This window comes from Elstera cyanobacteriorum (assembly GCF_002251735.1).
GTDB lineage: Bacteria > Pseudomonadota > Alphaproteobacteria > Elsterales > Elsteraceae > Elstera > Elstera cyanobacteriorum.
Window position 1 is genome coordinate 379350 of sequence record NZ_NOXS01000032.1, and the last position, 17280, is coordinate 396629.

Annotated in this window: 19 protein-coding genes; 6 read left to right on the forward strand and 13 right to left on the reverse strand. The window is 60.7% G+C overall.

The features are described from left to right. Window positions 1-3: 3 nt before the first annotated feature. The 5 genes from CHR90_RS10995 to CHR90_RS11015 all read right to left on the reverse strand — a co-directional run bounded on the left by CHR90_RS10995 (window position 4) and on the right by CHR90_RS11015 (window position 3480). A complete protein-coding gene (locus tag CHR90_RS10995) occupies window positions 4-981 on the reverse strand; it encodes a beta-ketoacyl-ACP synthase III (protein WP_094409038.1) in 978 nt (325 codons plus the stop codon). Further along, complete coding sequence (gene plsX / locus CHR90_RS11000; protein ID WP_094409039.1) at window positions 978-2033, reverse strand: phosphate acyltransferase PlsX; 1056 nt, start codon at window positions 2031-2033, stop codon at window positions 978-980. The genes CHR90_RS10995 and plsX overlap by 4 nt, the downstream gene beginning before the upstream one ends. A 42-nt stretch (window positions 2034-2075) precedes the next feature. Continuing rightward, window positions 2076-2258, reverse strand: a complete 183-nt coding sequence (gene rpmF / locus CHR90_RS11005) for a 50S ribosomal protein L32 (protein WP_094409040.1) — start codon at window positions 2256-2258, stop codon at window positions 2076-2078. Between the two features lie 105 nt (window positions 2259-2363). Then, window positions 2364-2918, reverse strand: coding sequence for a YceD family protein (locus CHR90_RS11010; RefSeq protein WP_094409041.1), 555 nt, complete (start codon window positions 2916-2918; stop codon window positions 2364-2366). A gap of 4 nt (window positions 2919-2922) precedes the next feature. Continuing rightward, the gene (locus tag CHR90_RS11015; protein WP_094409042.1) at window positions 2923-3480 is read right to left on the reverse strand and encodes a ubiquinol-cytochrome C chaperone family protein; all 558 of its coding nucleotides are present in this window, start codon (window positions 3478-3480) and stop codon (window positions 2923-2925) included. Between the two features lie 185 nt (window positions 3481-3665). Here CHR90_RS11015 and CHR90_RS11020 point away from each other — a divergent pair, with 185 nt between their 5' ends. Both CHR90_RS11020 and CHR90_RS11025 read left to right on the forward strand, forming a co-directional pair. After that, a complete protein-coding gene (locus CHR90_RS11020; RefSeq protein ID WP_229671444.1) occupies window positions 3666-4160 on the forward strand; it encodes an outer membrane protein assembly factor BamE in 495 nt (164 codons plus the stop codon). Between the two features lie 89 nt (window positions 4161-4249). Then, window positions 4250-4906 (forward strand): LbetaH domain-containing protein, encoded by a 657-nt coding sequence (locus tag CHR90_RS11025; protein ID WP_094409043.1) that lies wholly within the window; start codon window positions 4250-4252, stop codon window positions 4904-4906. Window positions 4907-4942: 36 nt separating this feature from the next. On the opposite strand, the gene CHR90_RS11030 is transcribed toward CHR90_RS11025, so the two are convergent. The 3 genes from CHR90_RS11030 to CHR90_RS11040 form a co-directional block, all read right to left on the reverse strand. Next, window positions 4943-5971 carry a ribonucleotide-diphosphate reductase subunit beta gene (locus tag CHR90_RS11030; protein ID WP_094409044.1) on the reverse strand — a complete coding sequence of 343 codons (1029 nt, stop codon included), beginning with the start codon at window positions 5969-5971 and terminating at the stop codon, window positions 4943-4945. A 49-nt stretch (window positions 5972-6020) separates the two neighbouring features. Beyond that, window positions 6021-7838, reverse strand: coding sequence for a ribonucleoside-diphosphate reductase subunit alpha (locus CHR90_RS11035; RefSeq protein WP_229671443.1), 1818 nt, complete (start codon window positions 7836-7838; stop codon window positions 6021-6023). A gap of 229 nt (window positions 7839-8067) precedes the next feature. After that, on the reverse strand, window positions 8068-8943 hold the full coding sequence (locus CHR90_RS11040) for an alpha/beta fold hydrolase (protein WP_229671442.1): 876 nt from the start codon (window positions 8941-8943) through the stop codon (window positions 8068-8070). Between CHR90_RS11040 and CHR90_RS11045 the strand changes: the two genes are divergently transcribed. Both CHR90_RS11045 and CHR90_RS11050 read left to right on the forward strand, forming a co-directional pair. Next, window positions 8936-10126, forward strand: coding sequence for a glycosyltransferase family 4 protein (locus CHR90_RS11045; RefSeq protein ID WP_094409047.1), 1191 nt, complete (start codon window positions 8936-8938; stop codon window positions 10124-10126). The two genes, CHR90_RS11040 and CHR90_RS11045, sit on opposite strands and share 8 nt — an antisense overlap. A 4-nt stretch (window positions 10127-10130) precedes the next feature. Then, complete coding sequence (locus tag CHR90_RS11050; protein WP_094409048.1) at window positions 10131-11051, forward strand: glycosyltransferase family 9 protein; 921 nt, start codon at window positions 10131-10133, stop codon at window positions 11049-11051. A gap of 441 nt (window positions 11052-11492) precedes the next feature. On the opposite strand, the gene CHR90_RS11060 is transcribed toward CHR90_RS11050, so the two are convergent. From CHR90_RS11060 to rplM, 5 genes are all read right to left on the reverse strand, one after another. After that, window positions 11493-12917: a saccharopine dehydrogenase NADP-binding domain-containing protein gene (locus CHR90_RS11060; protein ID WP_094409050.1), complete on the reverse strand. Its 1425-nt coding sequence runs from the start codon at window positions 12915-12917 to the stop codon at window positions 11493-11495. A 217-nt stretch (window positions 12918-13134) separates the two neighbouring features. Further along, window positions 13135-13692 (reverse strand): gamma carbonic anhydrase family protein, encoded by a 558-nt coding sequence (locus CHR90_RS11065; RefSeq protein WP_094409051.1) that lies wholly within the window; start codon window positions 13690-13692, stop codon window positions 13135-13137. After that, window positions 13689-14729: an N-acetyl-gamma-glutamyl-phosphate reductase gene (gene argC, locus CHR90_RS11070; protein ID WP_094409052.1), complete on the reverse strand. Its 1041-nt coding sequence runs from the start codon at window positions 14727-14729 to the stop codon at window positions 13689-13691. The genes CHR90_RS11065 and argC overlap by 4 nt, the downstream gene beginning before the upstream one ends. 109 nt (window positions 14730-14838) lie before the next feature. After that, window positions 14839-15324 (reverse strand): 30S ribosomal protein S9, encoded by a 486-nt coding sequence (gene rpsI, locus CHR90_RS11075; RefSeq protein WP_094409053.1) that lies wholly within the window; start codon window positions 15322-15324, stop codon window positions 14839-14841. Between the two features lie 2 nt (window positions 15325-15326). Then, the gene (gene rplM, locus CHR90_RS11080) at window positions 15327-15791 is read right to left on the reverse strand and encodes a 50S ribosomal protein L13 (RefSeq protein ID WP_094409054.1); all 465 of its coding nucleotides are present in this window, start codon (window positions 15789-15791) and stop codon (window positions 15327-15329) included. Between the two features lie 223 nt (window positions 15792-16014). On the opposite strand from rplM, the gene CHR90_RS11085 reads away from it, so the two are divergent. Both CHR90_RS11085 and CHR90_RS11090 read left to right on the forward strand, forming a co-directional pair. Then, complete coding sequence (locus CHR90_RS11085) at window positions 16015-16794, forward strand: enoyl-CoA hydratase (protein WP_094409055.1); 780 nt, start codon at window positions 16015-16017, stop codon at window positions 16792-16794. A 4-nt stretch (window positions 16795-16798) separates the two neighbouring features. Continuing rightward, window positions 16799-17272, forward strand: a complete 474-nt coding sequence (locus CHR90_RS11090) for a CoA-binding protein (RefSeq protein ID WP_094409056.1) — start codon at window positions 16799-16801, stop codon at window positions 17270-17272. The last annotated feature ends 8 nt before the right edge of the window (window positions 17273-17280 follow it).

Consider the following 17280-nt stretch of genomic DNA (forward strand, 5'->3'; position numbering starts at 1 on the left):
GCGCTACATACGGATCAGCGCCGATCCCCAGGTCAACCCGCCGCCCATCGCTTCGACCAGAATAAGATGGCCCGGCTTGATGCGCCCGTCGCGCACCGCTTCATCAAGCGCCAACGGCACCGACGCGGCGGAGGTATTGGCGTGACGGTCGAGAGTAACGACAACGCGGTCGACCGGCAGCGCCAGCTTTTTGGCCGTCGCATCGAGAATCCGGCGGTTGGCCTGATGGGGAACCAGCCAGTCAATCGCGGCAGGGGTCAGACCGTTGGCCTCCAGCGCTTCGGTCACAACCGCCGCTAGATTGGTTACGGCGTGACGGAAGACTTCCTTACCCAGCATGCGGACATGGCCGACCGTGCGGGTGCTCGATGGCCCGCCATCAACATAGAGAATATCGCGTTCCCGCCCATCGGAATGCAGATGGGTGGAGAGAATGCCGTGATCGTCAACGCTGCCCGTGCCCGCCTCGGCGCGCAGTACCACGGCCCCGGCGCCATCCCCGAAGAGCACGCAGGTGGTGCGATCTTCCCAATCAAGGATACGGGTAAAGGTCTCGGCGCCGATCACCAGAATGGTCTTGGCCTGACCGGCCTTTATGAAATTATCGGCCACGGCCAGCGCATAGACGAAGCCAGAGCACACCGCCTGCACGTCAAACGCCGCGCCGCGCACCATGCCCAACCGCGCCTGCACCTTGGTGGCGGTCGAGGGGAAAGTATCGTCCGGCGTCGTCGTCGCCAGAATGATCAGATCAAGCTCGGACGCGGCAACCCCCGCCGCTTCCAGCGCTTGGCGCGCTGCGGCTTCGGCCAGATCCGCCGTGGTTTCCCCCTCGGCGGCCACGTGACGCTGTCGGATCCCGCTGCGCTGCTGGATCCATTCGTCGGACGTATCGACCCGCTGGGCCAATTCATCATTGGTGACGATGCGCGCCGGCAGGTAGGAACCGGTGCCGATAATCCGGGAACGCCAAAAACTCATGGTGCCACGCTAACAGCGGAAGCCGGTTCAGCCGCCGTCGCCTGTAGCGCGGCGATCTGGCCCCGGATTTTATCGAGAAACCCGTGCATTGCCATATCGACCGCGACGCCGATAGCATTGGCGAAGCCAAGACCGTCGGTCCCGCCGTGGCTTTTGACCGCGATCCCATTCAGGCCGACGAAGACCGCGCCATTGTACCGGCGTGGATCGACGCGATTGCGGAACTGCGACAGCGCCGGGCGCATCAGCAGATAAGCAACCCGCGCCCAGATGGAGCTTTTGAAACTTTCGCGCAGCAGATGGACGATCAATTGCGCCGTGCCTTCCGCCGTTTTCAGGGCGACATTGCCGGTGAACCCATCGGTCACCACAACATCGACCGTGCCGGACGAAAGGTTATTTCCTTCAACGAAACCCTTGAACTGGGCCGCCAGCGGCGACTCGCGCAGCAACGCGGCAGCCTGCCGCAACTCTTCCCGCCCCTTCATCTCTTCGGAGCCGATATTGAGCAGCCCGATAGAAGGATTGACGAGGCCGAGCACGGCGCGCGCAAAGGCGTCGCCCATGATGGCAAATTGCACGAGGTTCTCGGCATCACAGACAACATTCGCCCCCAAATCCAGCATCACGGTTTCACCGCGCTGCGAAGGGAGAATGGAGGCAATCGCGGGCCGGTCAATCCCCGGCACTGTACGCAACGATAGTTTCGCCATCGCCATCAGCGCGCCCGTATTGCCCGCCGAAACCGCGGCAACCGCCCGGCCATCAGCAACCGCATCGAGCGCCAAGCGCATCGAGCTTTGCCGGCCGGTGCGCAGCGCCACCGAGGGTTTTTCGTCTGCCGATACCGATTTATCGGTATGGAGAATCTGGGACACTTTCTGAAGCAACGGCAGGCGGGCGAGCAGCGGGGCAATCCGCTGCTCGTCACCCACCATCAGAAAATCCACGTTCGGAAAACGCTCGCGGGCGATGTTCGCGCCGTCGATCACGACCGCCGGGGCCCGGTCGCCGCCCATCACATCGAGGGCAATGGTCAACCGAGCGGTCACGGCGTGCCTATCGTATCAGTCTGATCGTACAAGCCGAGCGGCTTAAGCAGCCGCCGTGGCAACCACTTCACGACCATCGTAATGGCCGCACGCCGGGCAGACGTGATGCGGGCGATGCAGTTCGCCGCAGTTCGAGCATTCATTGTAGGCCGGAGCCGCGATGAAGTCGTGCGACCGACGCATGTTGCGGCGGGACTTGGAGGTCTTTTTCTTAGGAACTGCCATAATCTTGAACTCGTCGTGTTAGCGGACATCGCCGAAAAGCGACGGCCTATGTAGCCAATATCGGGAACGCCCGCAAGCGATTCTGTCAGACAATGACGCGGAATCTTAGCTTTTCTTGGTCAATCCAGCCAGGGCAGCAAAGGGATTGGGCTTGGTTTCGGCGTTAGCGGTATCATCATACCCTTCCGCTTCCGACTCGCTTGGCTGGTATGCGTCCGGCACTTCCGCACCTGCTGCGCGTGGGTAGGGATCAAGGGCTAGGGAGAAATATTGTGCGGCGATCTCCCCCAGGTCGATCCCCTCTTCCGGCCAGGGTTCCAGATCATCGTCTTCTTCGGTGATATCGATCTCGCCGCGCTCCGGCGCGCCGTCAATGGGGCCGAGGATGATCGCAAACTCGCTCTCCACCGTCGCGGGCACGGGCGCGAGGCTGACGACGCAGGTCTGCACCGCCGCACCGCTGATATGGCCCGACACGCTGACGTATTGGCCGCCGCGCACCCGCCGCACGGTGATCTTGGCGGTCAGATGATCGAGCGCTTGCAGATCGAAACGTTTGGCCAGGGCCGCCCGCTCCTCCGGCGTCGCCTCGACGCTCTGGGTAGTGGCAATCGCGCCGATGCGGTCAACGGAGAGAGGGCGGGAGAATTCGGGCTGCATGGCTTTACTCGTGAATAGGGGCGAACGCGCAGCGCCCACCCAATAGGGCGGCGGCGTCCTGGGCGGCCAGCGCCGCCACCTGGGTTTGACAATAGCCGATCAGGGCCGTTACCGCAGCATCGGTCGGGGCTTCGGCACGCGGACCATAGGCATTGCGGCGCAGGGCGACGGCAAAGGCCGCCGGATCGGCAAGACCGGTATCATAGGCCTGAAGGCGCCCGTAAAAATTCTTCGCGACCGCCTTCACCCGCTTGCCGATCACCACATCGCTGATGCCGAGTTCGCGCAACGACACGTCCATATCCAGCATCATCACATCGTGCAGGGCTTGGCTAAGGTCCGCCGCCTCCGGCACTGTCTTTAACCGGTGCAGCAGCAGCCAGACGTGCAGCGCTACCATCTCGAAACGGCCTTCCGGCGTATCGAGAATCCCAAGGTCGCGGTAAAACTTTGGCTGGCGGGCCTGATCCACCGCGCTTCGGTACAGGCTTTCCGCCCGGTCCCGAACCTGGCGGCGGGCCTGGGCGGCGGCCCCGAACGGCCAGGAAAGCGAAAAGACCATCGGCGCCTCTTTCACGCAAACTCGCAAGGCTGCAATTGACAGGCTTCGGGGGCAATGCGAGTGTCTGTCCCGCCCCTGGGCCTCGCGCCGCCGATCACGGCGCAGCGGGAAAGTGGCGCCCCGCCCCGCCGGGGTCAAGCCCGCCCTGCGGCTGTGATGATGAGAGTTGAAGACCGACCGTTCCCATGATGACGAAGTTCCGCCCCCTCGCCCGCCCCGCCGTCCTCGGCCTCGCTCTGCTTTTGGGCGGCGCTCTTCCTGCCTGCACGCCGATTGTCGATAATCGCGGCAATCTCCCGACGCAGGATGCGGTTGACCAAATCGTCATCGGCGGCTCCAGCCGCGCCGATGTTCAGCGCATCCTCGGCTCGCCAACCACGGCGGGGACGTTCAACGATAAGGTCTGGTATTATATCAGCCGTAAGCAGGAAACCGTTGCCTTCATGAAGCCCGCCGTGCGGGAACAGACGATTGTGGCCGTGCATTTCGACGATGCCGGATTGGTCAGTAAAATGACCGCGAGTGGCGGCGAAACGGTTGAGTTCATCGATCATACCGCCGAAATCACCCCGACCACCGGCCATTCGATGGGCTTCCTTGAGCAACTCTTCGGGAATATCGGCCGTTTCGGCAGCAAGGGCGGGGTGTATAAGGCGCCAAGCCCGACGACGGGGCGGTAGAGAAGCCTCATCTCCTGGTTAAGCCGGGATATGTTAGGGATTATATCCTACGCGCTTTTTCATGTTACGGAGCGTCGGAGGACAATCATATGTATTTCGATTACACTGACTATATTTCTATGAGTGATGATTTTTTTGTTAGAGAATTAGCAAAATCACCTCCATGGGATTTTACGCAAAAAATCGGATTTCTTTTTAAAAGAATATTAGAATATCTCAATGAAAAGGGGCGCATTGAAGATTTTTATATAGAAAATGAGTCGATTATACACAAGACAGCAGTCATAGAAAGAAACGTTACAATAAAAGATTTTACATTTATTGATGAAGCCTGCTTAATAGCCGCAGGCTCTTATCTGAGAAGTGGTGTTCTTCTGTCAAAGAAATGTATTATTGGGCCAGGATCAGAAATAAAATCGAGCCTATTGCTTCCAGAGGCCCGGATAGCACATTTGAATTTTGTTGGTGATTCTATTCTGGGAGCAGATGTAAATCTTGAGGCCGGAAGCATAATAGCAAATTATAGAAACGAATCGCCAAAAGATAGCACAATACAGATCGAAATAGACGGCAAAATCATAGACACACAAGTTAATAAATTTGGCGCATTGATTGGTGAAAATTCTAGAGTTGGTGCAAACTCCGTTATAGCCCCTGGAGCATTAATAAGGCGAGGTACTATTATTGAGCGTCTAACACTTGTTGATCCCTCGCGAGACGCAAACCGGCTAAGGACGGAAAACTGAGAGAGAGGGAGCCTCTCTCTCAATCCGTTTGCCTGCTTACTCCGCCGCCGAGATGAGGTCGGGCGTATCCGAGTTCCCCGGCACCTGCGCCTTGCGGCGCTGGTCGAACATCGTCCAGGTGCTTTCCCAATCGCCTTGGGTCGCGGCCTTAGAATATTCCGTCGCGCGGGCTTCGAAGAAGTTCGCATGCTCCACGCCGTTCAACAGCGCGGGCAGCCAAGGCAGCGGGTGTTCGTCGATCAGATAGATCGGCTTCAGGCCAAGCTGTTGCAGGCGCCAGTCGGCGATATAGCGGATATAGCGCTTCACATCCCGCGGCGTCATACCTTCGACCGGCCCCATTTCGAAGGCAAGGTCGATGAAAGCATCTTCCAACCGCACCACAGTCTGGCAGCAGTCGGCGATATCGTCCTTCACCGACGCGGTCAGGCAGCCGGTTTCTGCCGCAAACGTATGGAACAGCTTGATAATGCCTTCGCAGTGCAGCGACTCGTCGCGCACCGACCAAGAAACGATCTGCCCCATGCCCTTCATCTTATTGAAGCGCGGGAAGTTCATCAGCATGGCGAAGGAGGCGAAAAGCTGAAGCCCTTCGGTAAAGCCGCCGAAGACCGCCAGCGTGCGGGCGATATCTGCATCGGTATCGACGCCAAACCGTTGCAGGTAATCGTGCTTATCCGCCATTTCCTTATAGCGCAGGAAGGCGGTGTACTCGGCTTCCGGCATGCCGATGGTATCCAGGAGATGCGAATAGGCGGCGATATGGATGGTTTCCATATTCGAGAAAGCCGTCAGCATCATCTTGATTTCGGTGGGTTTAAACACCCGGCCGTATTTCTCGTGGTAGCAATCCTGCACTTCCACGTCGGCTTGCGTGAAGAAGCGGAAAATCTGGGTCAGCAGATTGCGCTCGTGGTCGGTCAGCTTGCGCGCCCAATCGCGGCAATCTTCACCCAGCGGCACTTCTTCGGGCATCCAGTGCACCTGCTGCTGGCGCTTCCAGAACTCGAAGGCCCAGGGATATTCGAAGGGCTTATAGGCTTTATTGGCGGACAGAAGCGGCATGGTGGCCTCTCTTCATAGAAAAAGGGGGATTAAGGGTGCGTCTCGCCGCCTATTGGCAGGCGAGGCACTCGTCGTAATCCTTGACCTCGGCGATCACCTGACGGCGCTCGTAGGTATTGTCGGCCTCGACACCCCCGGCCCAGGCCGCGCGCTGCACGCTCTTGGAACGGCAATAATAGAGCGACTTGATACCCAGTTCCCAGGCGCGATAGTGCAGCATCAGCAAGTCCCACTTATCAATATCCCCCGGCAGGAAGATATTGAGCGAGGTGGCCTGACAGATATAGGGCGTGCGGTCGGCAGCGAATTCCAGCAGCCAGCGCTGATCGATTTCGAAAGCCGTGCGGAAGATCATCTTCTCGTCAGCCGATAGGAAATCGAGATGCTGGACCGAGCCTTCGTGTTCGATGATCGACGACCAAACGCTTTCGCTATTGCGGCCCTTCTGGATCAGCAAGGCTTCCAGATAGGGATTGCGCACGGCAAACGAGCCGGACAGCGTTTTGTGATTGTAGATATTCGCCGGGATCGGCTCGATCCCTGCCGAGGTGCCGCCGCAGATGATGGAGATCGACGCGGTGGGGGCAATCGCCATCTTGTGGCTGAAGCGTTCCATCGCACCGACTTCCGCCGCATCCGGGCAGGCGCCGCGTTCTTGGGCGAGGTACATGGAGGCCGCGTCGGCCCGTTCCTTCAAGTGCCGGAAGACCTTGAGGTTCCACGATTTTGCCAGGGCGCTTTCCAGCGGAATGCCCTTCAACTGCAAGAAGCTGTGGAAGCCCATCACCCCAAGACCGACCGAGCGTTCGCGCGCGGCGCTATACTTGGCGCGGGCCATCTCGTCCGGCGCCCGGTCGATGAAGTCTTGCAGCACATTATCGAGGAAGCGCATCAGGTCTTCAACGAAGCGCGGCTCCTGGCTCCATTCGTCCCACTTCTCGACATTGACCGAGGAGAGGCAGCAAACGGCAGTGCGGATCTTGCCGAGATGATCCGGCCCGGTGTGCAGGGTGATTTCGGAACAGAGGTTGGAGGTGGTGACCTTCAGCCCCAGGGTGCGCTGATGTTCGGCCAGCGTCCGGTTCACCGTATCGATGAACACAAGATACGGCTCGCCCGTCGCAATGCGGGTTTCGACCAGCTTCTGGAAGATGGCACGGGCATCGGCCATGCGCACCACTTCCTTGGTCTTCGGGCTGCGCAGGGCATATTCCTTGCCGTCCCGCACCGCTTCCATAAACTCATCGGTCAGCAGCACGCCGTGGTGCAGGTTCAACGCCTTGCGGTTGAAGTCGCCCGATGCCTTGCGAATCTCGATGAATTCTTCGATTTCCGGGTGGTTGACGTCGAGATAGACCGCCGCCGAGCCGCGCCGCAGCGACCCTTGGCTGATCGCCAGGGTCAAACTGTCCATCACGCGGATGAAGGGGATAATGCCGCTGGTTTTGCCATTCAGGCCGACCGGCTCGCCGATGGAGCGGACATTGCCCCAATAGGTGCCAATGCCGCCGCCGCGCGCCGACAGCCAAACGTTTTCGTTCCACGTGCCGACGATGCCTTCAAGACTATCGTCCACCGCATTCAGATAGCAGGAGATCGGCAGGCCGCGCCCGGTGCCGCCGTTCGATAGAACTGGCGTAGCGGGCATGAACCACAGGCGGCTCATGTAATCATACAAGCGCTGGGCATGGGCGTCATCGTCGGCATAGGCCGTCGAGACGCGGGCGAAGAGATCCTGAAAACTTTCGCCCGGCAGCAGATAGCGATCGCGCAGCGTCTCTTTCCCGAAATCGGTCAGCAACGCATCCCGCGAACGGTCGATTTGGACAGCCGCCGTCATATGCGTCCGCACATCACCATCCATCATTCCGGCCTCTTCAACTCTGTCGTTTGGTATCGCTGGCATTAAGCCGTTGAGCCTGGTCCAGCACCCTTCTGCGCTCGGCCAGAGGGACGGATGCAATGTGCCATCGCCCCGTCACACACAAGATATTGGGTAAGCCTGCGCCCAAGTCAACAAGCTATATTGTCTTGACAGGAAACGAGTCACCCGACTCAAACCCTTAAACAAAGATTAAGGAGACCGAAATTTCGCCCTATAGAGTCGCGAGATTCTTAGCAGAATCGCCCCCCACTTCAGCCAGAGTCTGAGCAAGCGCGACCAGATCGCGCGAATGTGACAAACGATGGTCACCGCCCGCCAAAAGCAGGAGTCGTAGGTCGGGACTCGTGAGTTTCTGCGCTAACGCCAGACTGCAATCGTATGGAACATCGGCATCCTGCGTTCCATGCAGCAGGCGGATGGGCACATGGATCGAATGCGCGCGATCGAGGACCAGATTCTCACGGCCCGAGGCTAAAAGTCGCGCCGAAATCGGGTCCGGCGCCCCATAGGCCGACGGGCGAAAGAACACCCCGTCCCGCGCCAAAGCCGCCCGCCGCTCTGCCGTCAGGGCTGCTTCGATCCGCTGGGTGAAATCAGGGGCGGACGCGATGCCGATCAGCCCCGCCAGCCGCTCCGGTCGCCGCAGGGCCAGCAGGGTCATCAACCAGCCCCCCATTGAGGAGCCGATGAGGATCGCCTGCCCCTGGGCAACCCGGTCGAGCATGGTCAGCGCATCGTCGCGCCAGACAGAAATATCCCCAGCCAGAAAGTCGCCGCCGGTTTCGCCATGCCCCAGCGGATCGAAGCGGGTGAAGCCGAAGCCCCACTGCGCCGCCAAAAAATCCAGCCAGCGTGCCTTAATCCCGCTCATGGCCGAACGAAACCCGCCAATGAACAGCACTTGCGGCCCGGCCCCCGCCCGGTGGCGGAAAGCGATGGGATGTCCATGCACCGAATTCATTTCATACTGGGGCGCCGGATCGGGTAAGGACTGATGCCGTTCCAGGAACTCGGTCAAAAGGCGGTCCAGGGACGCGGGATCCCCGCGCCAGCCGCCCCCCGCGTAAGGATGTTGTTTGGTGAGCACGCCGCCGTTTCCCTCCGCCGATCTACCCGCTAGCCGACCTGCGGTTATTCTACAGGTTCTTCCGGCGCTGAAAACCGGCGGGGTGGAACGCACCGCCGTCGATATCGCCGTCGCGACCCAGCAGGCCGGCTGCCGGGCGCTCGTCGCCTCCGCCGGGGGACCGATGGTGCATGAGATGGAGCGCAGCGGCGCCAAGCATATTACCCTGCCGCTCGATACCAAGAACCCTTGGCGCCTATGGCGCAATGCCGCCCGGCTGGCGGAGATCATCGAACGGGAGGGCGTCGATATCGTCCACGCCCGCAGCCGCGCCCCGGCCTGGAGCGCCTATTGGGCCGCCCGCCGCACCGGTCGCCCGTTCCTGACCACCTTCGCCGGGATCTATAACTTCAAGACGCGGCTCAAGCGGGCCTATAACGCGATTATGCAGAAGGGCGAGTTGGTGATCGCCAACTCGCAATATACAGCCGATCACGTTCACCATACCTATCACACCCCGCTCAACCGCATCCGTACTATTCCGCGCGGCGTTGATCTGGCGCTCTTCGATCCCGCCCGAATGCGCCCCGACCGGCTGGTCGCGCTCGCCCAAAGCCTGCGCATCGAAGACGGGCTGCCCGTCGTGATGATGCCGGGGCGCGTGACGCGCTGGAAAGGTCATCGCGTGCTGGTCGAAGCCATCGCCCGGATGGAGCGCCGCGACTTCCAGTGCCTTTTCATCGGCAGCGACGAAGGGCGGGAGGAGTATCGCAGCGAAATCGAAGCCCTGATCCGCGAGCGCGACCTCGGCGGCATCATTCGCTTCGCGGGCCAAGTCAAGGATATGTCTGCGGCCTATATGTTGGCCGACCTCGTGATTTCCGCCTCGACCGACCCGGAAGCCTTCGGCCGCGTCGTCGCCGAAGCCCAGGCCATGGGCCGCCCGGTCATCGCCACCGATCACGGCGGCGCGCGCGAAACCGTACTGGCCGGGGAAAGCGGCTGGCTGGTCGCCCCGGGCGACGCCGAGGCGCTGGCCGCCGCGCTGACGGAGGCGCTGGCCCTGCCGACCGCCGTGCGCACGGCGATGGGCGCGCGCGGGCAGGAGCATATCCGCGCCAACTTCTCAAAAGACCGCATGTGCGCCGATACCTTGCAGGTCTACAATGAACTGCTGGAGCGGTTCCCGGTCGCGCAGAGTTAAGGCGATGGGCTCGGCGGCGATTCTCGTCCTCAAACTCGGGGCTTTGGGCGATATCGTGCTGGCCACCGGGCCGTTCGCCGCCATCCGCGCCCATCATCCGGGCGCGCGCATCACGCTGCTGACGACGAAGCCCTATGCCGAATGGTTGCGGCGGGCACCCTATTTCGATGACGTTTGGATCGACCCGCGCCCCGGCGCACTCGATATCCTCGGCTGGTTGGCGTTGCGGCGGCAGTTGCTGGCAGGCGGCTTCGGGCGGGTCTATGATCTGCAAACCTCTGGCCGATCCTCGCGCTATTTTCAGCTCATGCGGCCCAACCCGCCGGAATGGTCGGGCATCGCCCCCGGCTGCTCCCACCCGGATGCCGATCCGAACCGCAACCACCTTCATACGGTCGTTCGGCAGAAAGGCCAATTGCGCGCCGCCGGGATTCTCGATGTGCCGCCGCCCAATCTCGATTGGTGCGCGACCGACCTTGCCCGCTTCGATCTGCCCCCCCGCTTTGCCCTGCTGGTGCCCGGTGGCTCCGCCCATCGCCCGGAAAAACGCTGGCCTGCCCCAAGCTATGCCGCCCTGGCCCGTCGCCTGAGCGAGCGCGGGATCACGCCGCTGCTGATCGGCACCGGGGCAGAAGCGCGCGTGCTGGCGGAAATCGAAGCCAATGCCCCCGGTGCCCGCTCGCTGCTCGGCCAAACCGATGTTGCCAGCATCGCCGCCATCGCCCGCCGGGCGGAGGTTGCCGTGGGCAATGACACCGGGCCGATGCATCTGATTGTAACGGCGGGCTGCCGCAGCCTAACCCTTTTCTCCAATGCCTCCGACCCAGCCCTCACCGCCCCCGTGGGGCGCGATGTGACCGTGCTGCGGGAGGCGCGGTTGGAGGATCTGTCGGTGGATCGGGTCGCAGAGAGCCTATTTCGCTGATGCGAAGAGGGGCTTGAATTTCAAAAATTGATCACGATATCCGACCCGGTAGTACAAAAACCGAAGGAATCCGGATGTACATCAATACATATTACGAAACCATCAATGATTTGGCAAACGAAGCACTATTCATGGCAAACGCGCTTGAGCGGTGCGCTTGCCATTCAGATATTGTCATCCGCCCTCACAATTACGAGGCCGAGCGACACGCTTACGCACTCGCAAATATTAAAATTAAACAAAACGACACTGCGTACATGCGCTCTGACTTAACAAAAGCAATTCACGACAATATCTTGGAAGCAGTTGACGACGAATGCCCAGTATGTGCGGCTATTATGCGCGATTAATTCCCAAAAGAGCATAAAATGACTTTGTATTCTCAAGGGGCCGCAGCCCCTTGAGCAGGGATGCAGGGGCAAAGCCCCTGTTCTATACAGACTACCGAACCAGGAAGTTGTTGAACTGCCACGGGTCTTGATGATCGACCCAGGGTTCGAAGTTCAGCCCAGCCCGGTCGCGCAGCGGCGTCCAGTCGCTCTGCACGCTCGCCACCGGCCCTAAGTAGGGCTTGGCAATCTCCAGGATTTCCGCGTGCGGCAGATATTCCGGTTCGCAGAAGCCGCGATCCGGGTTCTTGACCGCCCAGACGCAGGCCGAGATCACCCCGGCGCAGACCTGCAACGCCGTGGCGTTCTGGCCCGGAATGATCTTACGCGCCTCGTGGATCGACAGTTGCGAGCCGTACCACCAGGCGGTTTTACCGTGGCCGAGCAGCAGCACGCCCAACTCGTCGATCCCATCGACGATATCATCCTGCATGATGCGGACTTTGGCGGGCGGCTGCCAATCTTTCATCATCACTTCGCGCAAAGATACGATAGCGTCGGCGCTGGGGTGATAGGCGTAATGCACGGTCGGGCGATGGACCGGGCGGTTGTCCTGATCATAGGCCGTGAAATAATGCGATAGGGTGATGCTTTCCGAGTGGGAAATCACAAAGCCGAAGATCGGCCCGCCCTTCGGCACCCAGGAACGTACCAGCGTCAACCCGCCCGGCTTGTGCATATAGATGGCATTGCCCGGCCCGTGGGTGAAATGCTGGCCCATCGGCGGCAGCATATTTTCATGCATGCCCCAGCCCATTTCGGCGGGATAGGTCGCCTCGCCCCAATACCCAAGCACCGACCAGGTATTGACGAACTCATCCGGCTCCTTCGGGATCGACGAGCGCTGAGTGTCGCGTTCGGAAACGTGAATAACCTTCGTGCCGGTCCGCATGAACAGGTCGGCCCAGTCTTCGCGGCTTTTCGGCGTCGAAAAATCGAGGTTCATCGCTTGGGCGATGTCGAGCGTCGCCGCCTTAACGAAGTGATTGACGATGCCGGGATTGGCACCGTGGGTAATCACCGCCGTCGGCCCCTTGCCGCCCCAGGGGGCCGCCATCGCGCGCATCCGCTCGTGGCTTTCGTAATGGGTGCGCTTGGCCGCCGGAATTCCCTCTTCGCCATATTGATCGGCCCAGGGTTCCAGCGAGGTATCGACGTAAAGAACGCCATTGTGATGGCACCAATCGATGATCGACAGGGCATCGACCCCGGCGGTCAGATTGATGCAGAGATCACCGGCTTTCAAGTAGCTGCCCAGTGAGGCGGTCAGATTTTCAGGGGTTAGGGAGAGGCGAACATAATTCATCCCTTTTGCAGCAAAAGGAGCGAATTTATCTGCATGATCATCGGCTTCGATGATCGTGATATTCGACAGCGGAAGATCGAAATGCCGTTCTAAAACCGGCACCACCGACTGACCGACGCTACCATAACCCAACATGACGATTCGGCCGCCAAACGGGACCAATGCTACCATTCTTACCTCGTACAGAAAGAATTGCTGAAGGACTGCGATAGTTTATCAACTGTTTTGATGCAACGCAACAACAATCGGATAAATACTTAGCTTCTCTTTTTTCACTATCATCAATTAGTAAAAAACACTCTATCCCCGCAGCCTTTAGGGCGCAGATAAGGGGTATCGTCAATTTTCATTTTGGAATTATTGGGCGGGACGCGGCCCCGCCCAAAGCCTAGGGCTGACCCGCGCCCATTTGCGCGCGATAGCTATTGCCGAACCCAACATAACGGTCGGCGGAGCCTGCGATATTTTCAATTTCAGCGGGTTTCAGCGGCCGCAGCATCTTGGCGGGATTGCCCGCCCATAGCTCACCGGTCGGGACCGTCTTACCTGGAGCAATGAGCGCGCCCGCCGCCACCATCGCATCGGTTTCGACGGTGGCCTGATCCAGCACCACCGCCCCCATGCCGATGAAGCAGCGATCTTTTAAGGTACAGGCATGGAGGACGGCGCCGTGACCAATGGTTACGGCGTCGCCAATATAGGTGCCAGCCTTGAACTGCGTGGCGTGGATGATCGTACCATCCTGCACATTGGTCCGTGCACCGATGCGGATTTCATGAACGTCGCCGCGAATGACCACCCCGAACCAGATGCTCGTCTCGGCACCGATTACGACATCGCCGATGATCACCGCGCCAGGGGCGATGAAGGCGCTGTCGTGAATGGTCGGCCAAACGCCGTTCCACGGCATCAGGATCGGCCCAGGCAGTGGGCCGCCGCGCGTCATGGGAAGACGGCCACGAGATCGAGCCCCGTGGTTTCTGGCAAGCCATACATGGCATTCATATTCTGGATGGCTTGGCCCGAGGCGCCTTTCACCAGATTGTCGATGACCGACAGAATGATGGCGCGGCCCGGCAGCCGGTCGGCGATCACATTGATATGGCAGCGGTTGGTACCCCGCACATGGCGCGTCTGCGGCACGTCCTTGCCCGGCAGAACCGTAATAAACGGCTCGTCCTTATAGCGGGCGATTAGCGTTGCCTTCAGATCGTCCGCGCTCACGCCTGGGCGGAGTTTGACGTAGATGCTGGAGGCCATGCCCCGGCTCATCGGCATCAGGTGCGGCGTGAAATTGACCAGCACCGACCGGCCCACCGCGCGCGACAGATCCTGTTCGATTTCCGGTGCATGGCGGTGGGAGGCGACGCCATAGGCATGCACGCCCTCGGTCACTTCGCAGTAAAGCGACCCTTCCTTCAACGACCGCCCCGCCCCGGAGGTGCCGGTCTTCGAGTCGATGATCACATCTTCAGCATCAATCTGCCCGGCTTCGGCCAGCGGCACCAGCGGCAGCAACGCCGAGGTGGGGAAACAGCCGGGATTTGCGACCAGCCGGGCCTTTTGCACCGCCGCCCGGTGAATTTCGGTCAGACCGTAAATCGCCTCCGTCTGCAAATCCGGCGCCTGATGGGCGTGGCCGTACCACTGGGCATAGGTATCGAGATTATCCAAGCGGAAATCCGCCGACAGATCGACGATCTTCAGGTGCTGCGGCAACCCGGCGATGACGCTTTGGGTGGTGCCGTGCGGCAGGGCACAGAAGACGAAGTCCACACCCGACCAATCAACATCGGCAATCGCCACCAGATCCGGCAGGCCGAAGGGCGCGAGTTGCGGGAAGACGCTGCCAACGGGCTTGCCCGCGCTGCGATCCGCCGTCAGCGCGACAAGGCGCACCTTCGGGTGGTTGTGCAGCAGGCGAATAAGCTCCGCCCCCGTGTAACCGCTCGCCCCAAGAATGGCGACCCTGATCTCCGACATCTCTCGAACTCCCACCCGGAAGCCACTGGGCTGCGGGCCTTCTGCAACGAAAAGGGGGCACCCGTTGCCGGATGCCCCCTGGTTTCTAGCACAAACTTTCGAAGAAGGTTTAGCGCTTCGAGAACTGGAAGCTGCGGCGGGCCTTGGCCTTACCGTACTTCTTACGCTCGACCACACGGCTATCGCGGGTGAGGAAACCGCCCGACTTCAGCACGCCGCGCAGGGCCGGCTCGAAGTAGGTCAACGCACGGCTAAGACCGTGACGCACCGCACCGGCCTGACCGGACAGACCGCCGCCGCGCACCGTGCACCACACGTCGAACTGGCCGACGCGATCCGCCACTTGGAACGGCTGGTTGATCAGCATGCGCAGCACCGGACGCGCGAAGTACACGGTCCCGTCGCGACCATTGACGGTCAGCTTACCGGTGCCCGGCTTCACCCACACGCGGGCGATGGCATTTTTACGCTTGCCGGTCGCATAGGAACGGCCCTGCGCATCGATCTTCGGTTCGGCGGGGGCAGCCGCTTCGCCCGAAGCAGCCGCAGCAACCTGGCCCGAAACCTTCTGAAGAACTTCAAAACCCTGGGCCATGATTACGCGCTCCGCTTATTCTTCGGATTGAAGCTGGCGACATCCAGCACTGCCGGCGTCTGCGCTTCGTGCGGATGGCTCGGACCCTTGTAGACGCGCAGATTGCTCATCTGCTGGCGACCCAGCGGCCCACGCGGAACCATACGTTCCACAGCCTTTTCGATCAGGCGTTCCGGGAAACGACCGTCGAGAATCTGACCCCAGCCGCGTTCCTTGATCCCGCCCGGATGACCGGTGTGCCAGTAGAACTTGTTCTGCTCGCGCTTGCGGCCCGTCACATGCACCTTTTCGGCGTTGATGACGATGATATGATCACCGCAATCCATATGCGGCGTGAACGTGGTCTTATGCTTCCCGCGCAGGCGGTTGGCGATGATAGTAGCGAGACGACCGAGCACGACGCCTTCGGCGTCGATGATGAACCACTTCTTCTCGATCTCGCTCGGCTTCGCGGAGTAGGTCTTCATAGACGATCCTGATAGCTACGGCGACGGAACTGCCCAACATGGGCACCCCGGTTAAGGTGAGGCGCTGAATTACGCCAAGCCGCCCCCGTCGTCAAGCCCCGAAGCGCCTCATTTTCTGCGGGTTTCAAAGAATCTTCCGAAGCGCGGTATTATTTTACCGCTTCTGAAACCCGCCCCACGCCTTACACTGACGGCCAACGATAAACGGGGAGGGACACCAAGGATGACCGACGATTTCGTCCTGCGCCAGGATTCCGACGGGGTCGCATGGCTGACGCTGAACCGGCCGCAGCAGCGCAATGCCCTGTCGCGCGCCATGATCGCCGCCTTACGCGCGGAGCTTGCCGGACTGGCCACGGATACGAGCGTAAAGGCGGTTGTGCTGGCCGGGGCCGGGCCGGGTTTCTGTTCGGGCCATGATCTCAAGGAGATCCAAGCTAATCCCGATCCGGCCTTCTATGCCGCACTGTTCGAAGATTGTGCCGCCCTAATGCTGGCGGTCCAAGCCCTGCCCCAGCCCGTCATCGCCCGCGTTCACGGCATTGCAACCGCCGCCGGGTGCCAGTTGGTCGCCACCTGCGATCTGGCCGTTGCCTCGACCGAGGCGAAGTTCGCCACGCCGGGCGTTCATATCGGCCTGTTCTGCTCCACCCCGATGGTTGCCCTGTCCCGCACGGTGCCGCGCAAGCGGGCGCTGGAAATGTTGATGCTGGGCGAGGCGATCGACGCCGAAACCGCCCTCGCCTACGGGCTGATCAACCGCGCCGTCGCCCCGGATCGGCTGGATGACGCTATTGCCGAAGTGACCGGCAAGCTGACCAGCAAATCGCCGCTGACGTTGAAGATCGGCAAGGAAGCCTTCTACCGCCAGGACGAGCTTTCGACCGCCGATGCCTATGCCTATACTGCCGCCGTCATGGCGCGAAACCTCGCCACCCGCGACGCGGCGGAGGGGATCGAGGCGTTTATCGCCAAACGCGCCCCCGTTTGGTGTGGAGCCTGATCCGATGCCCGTGACCGACGACGCCGGGTTGCGCGCCATCCTAACCTCGATGAAGACCATCGCGATGGTCGGCGCCTCGACCAATTGGAACCGCCCGAGCTATTTCGTAATGAAATATCTTCAGGGCAAAGGTTTCCGCGTTCTTCCGGTCAATCCGGGGGCGGCGGGCCAGGAGCTGCTGGGCGAGACGATCTATGCGACGCTGGCCGATATTCCCGTTCCCGTTGATATGGTGGATATGTTCCGCAAGGCCGACGCCGCGCCGGAAGTGGCCACCGACGCCATCGCCATCGGGGCGAAAGTTCTGTGGATGCAGCTTGGTATCGAGCACGCCGAGGCCGCCGCGACCGCCGAAGACGCCGGGCTTCAGGTGGTCATGAACCGCTGCCCGAAGATCGAATATGCCCGGCTGTTCGGCGAATTGGGCTGGGGCGGCGTTAATACCGGCATTCTCTCCAGCCGCCGTAAAACTCTCTAAAATCAAAA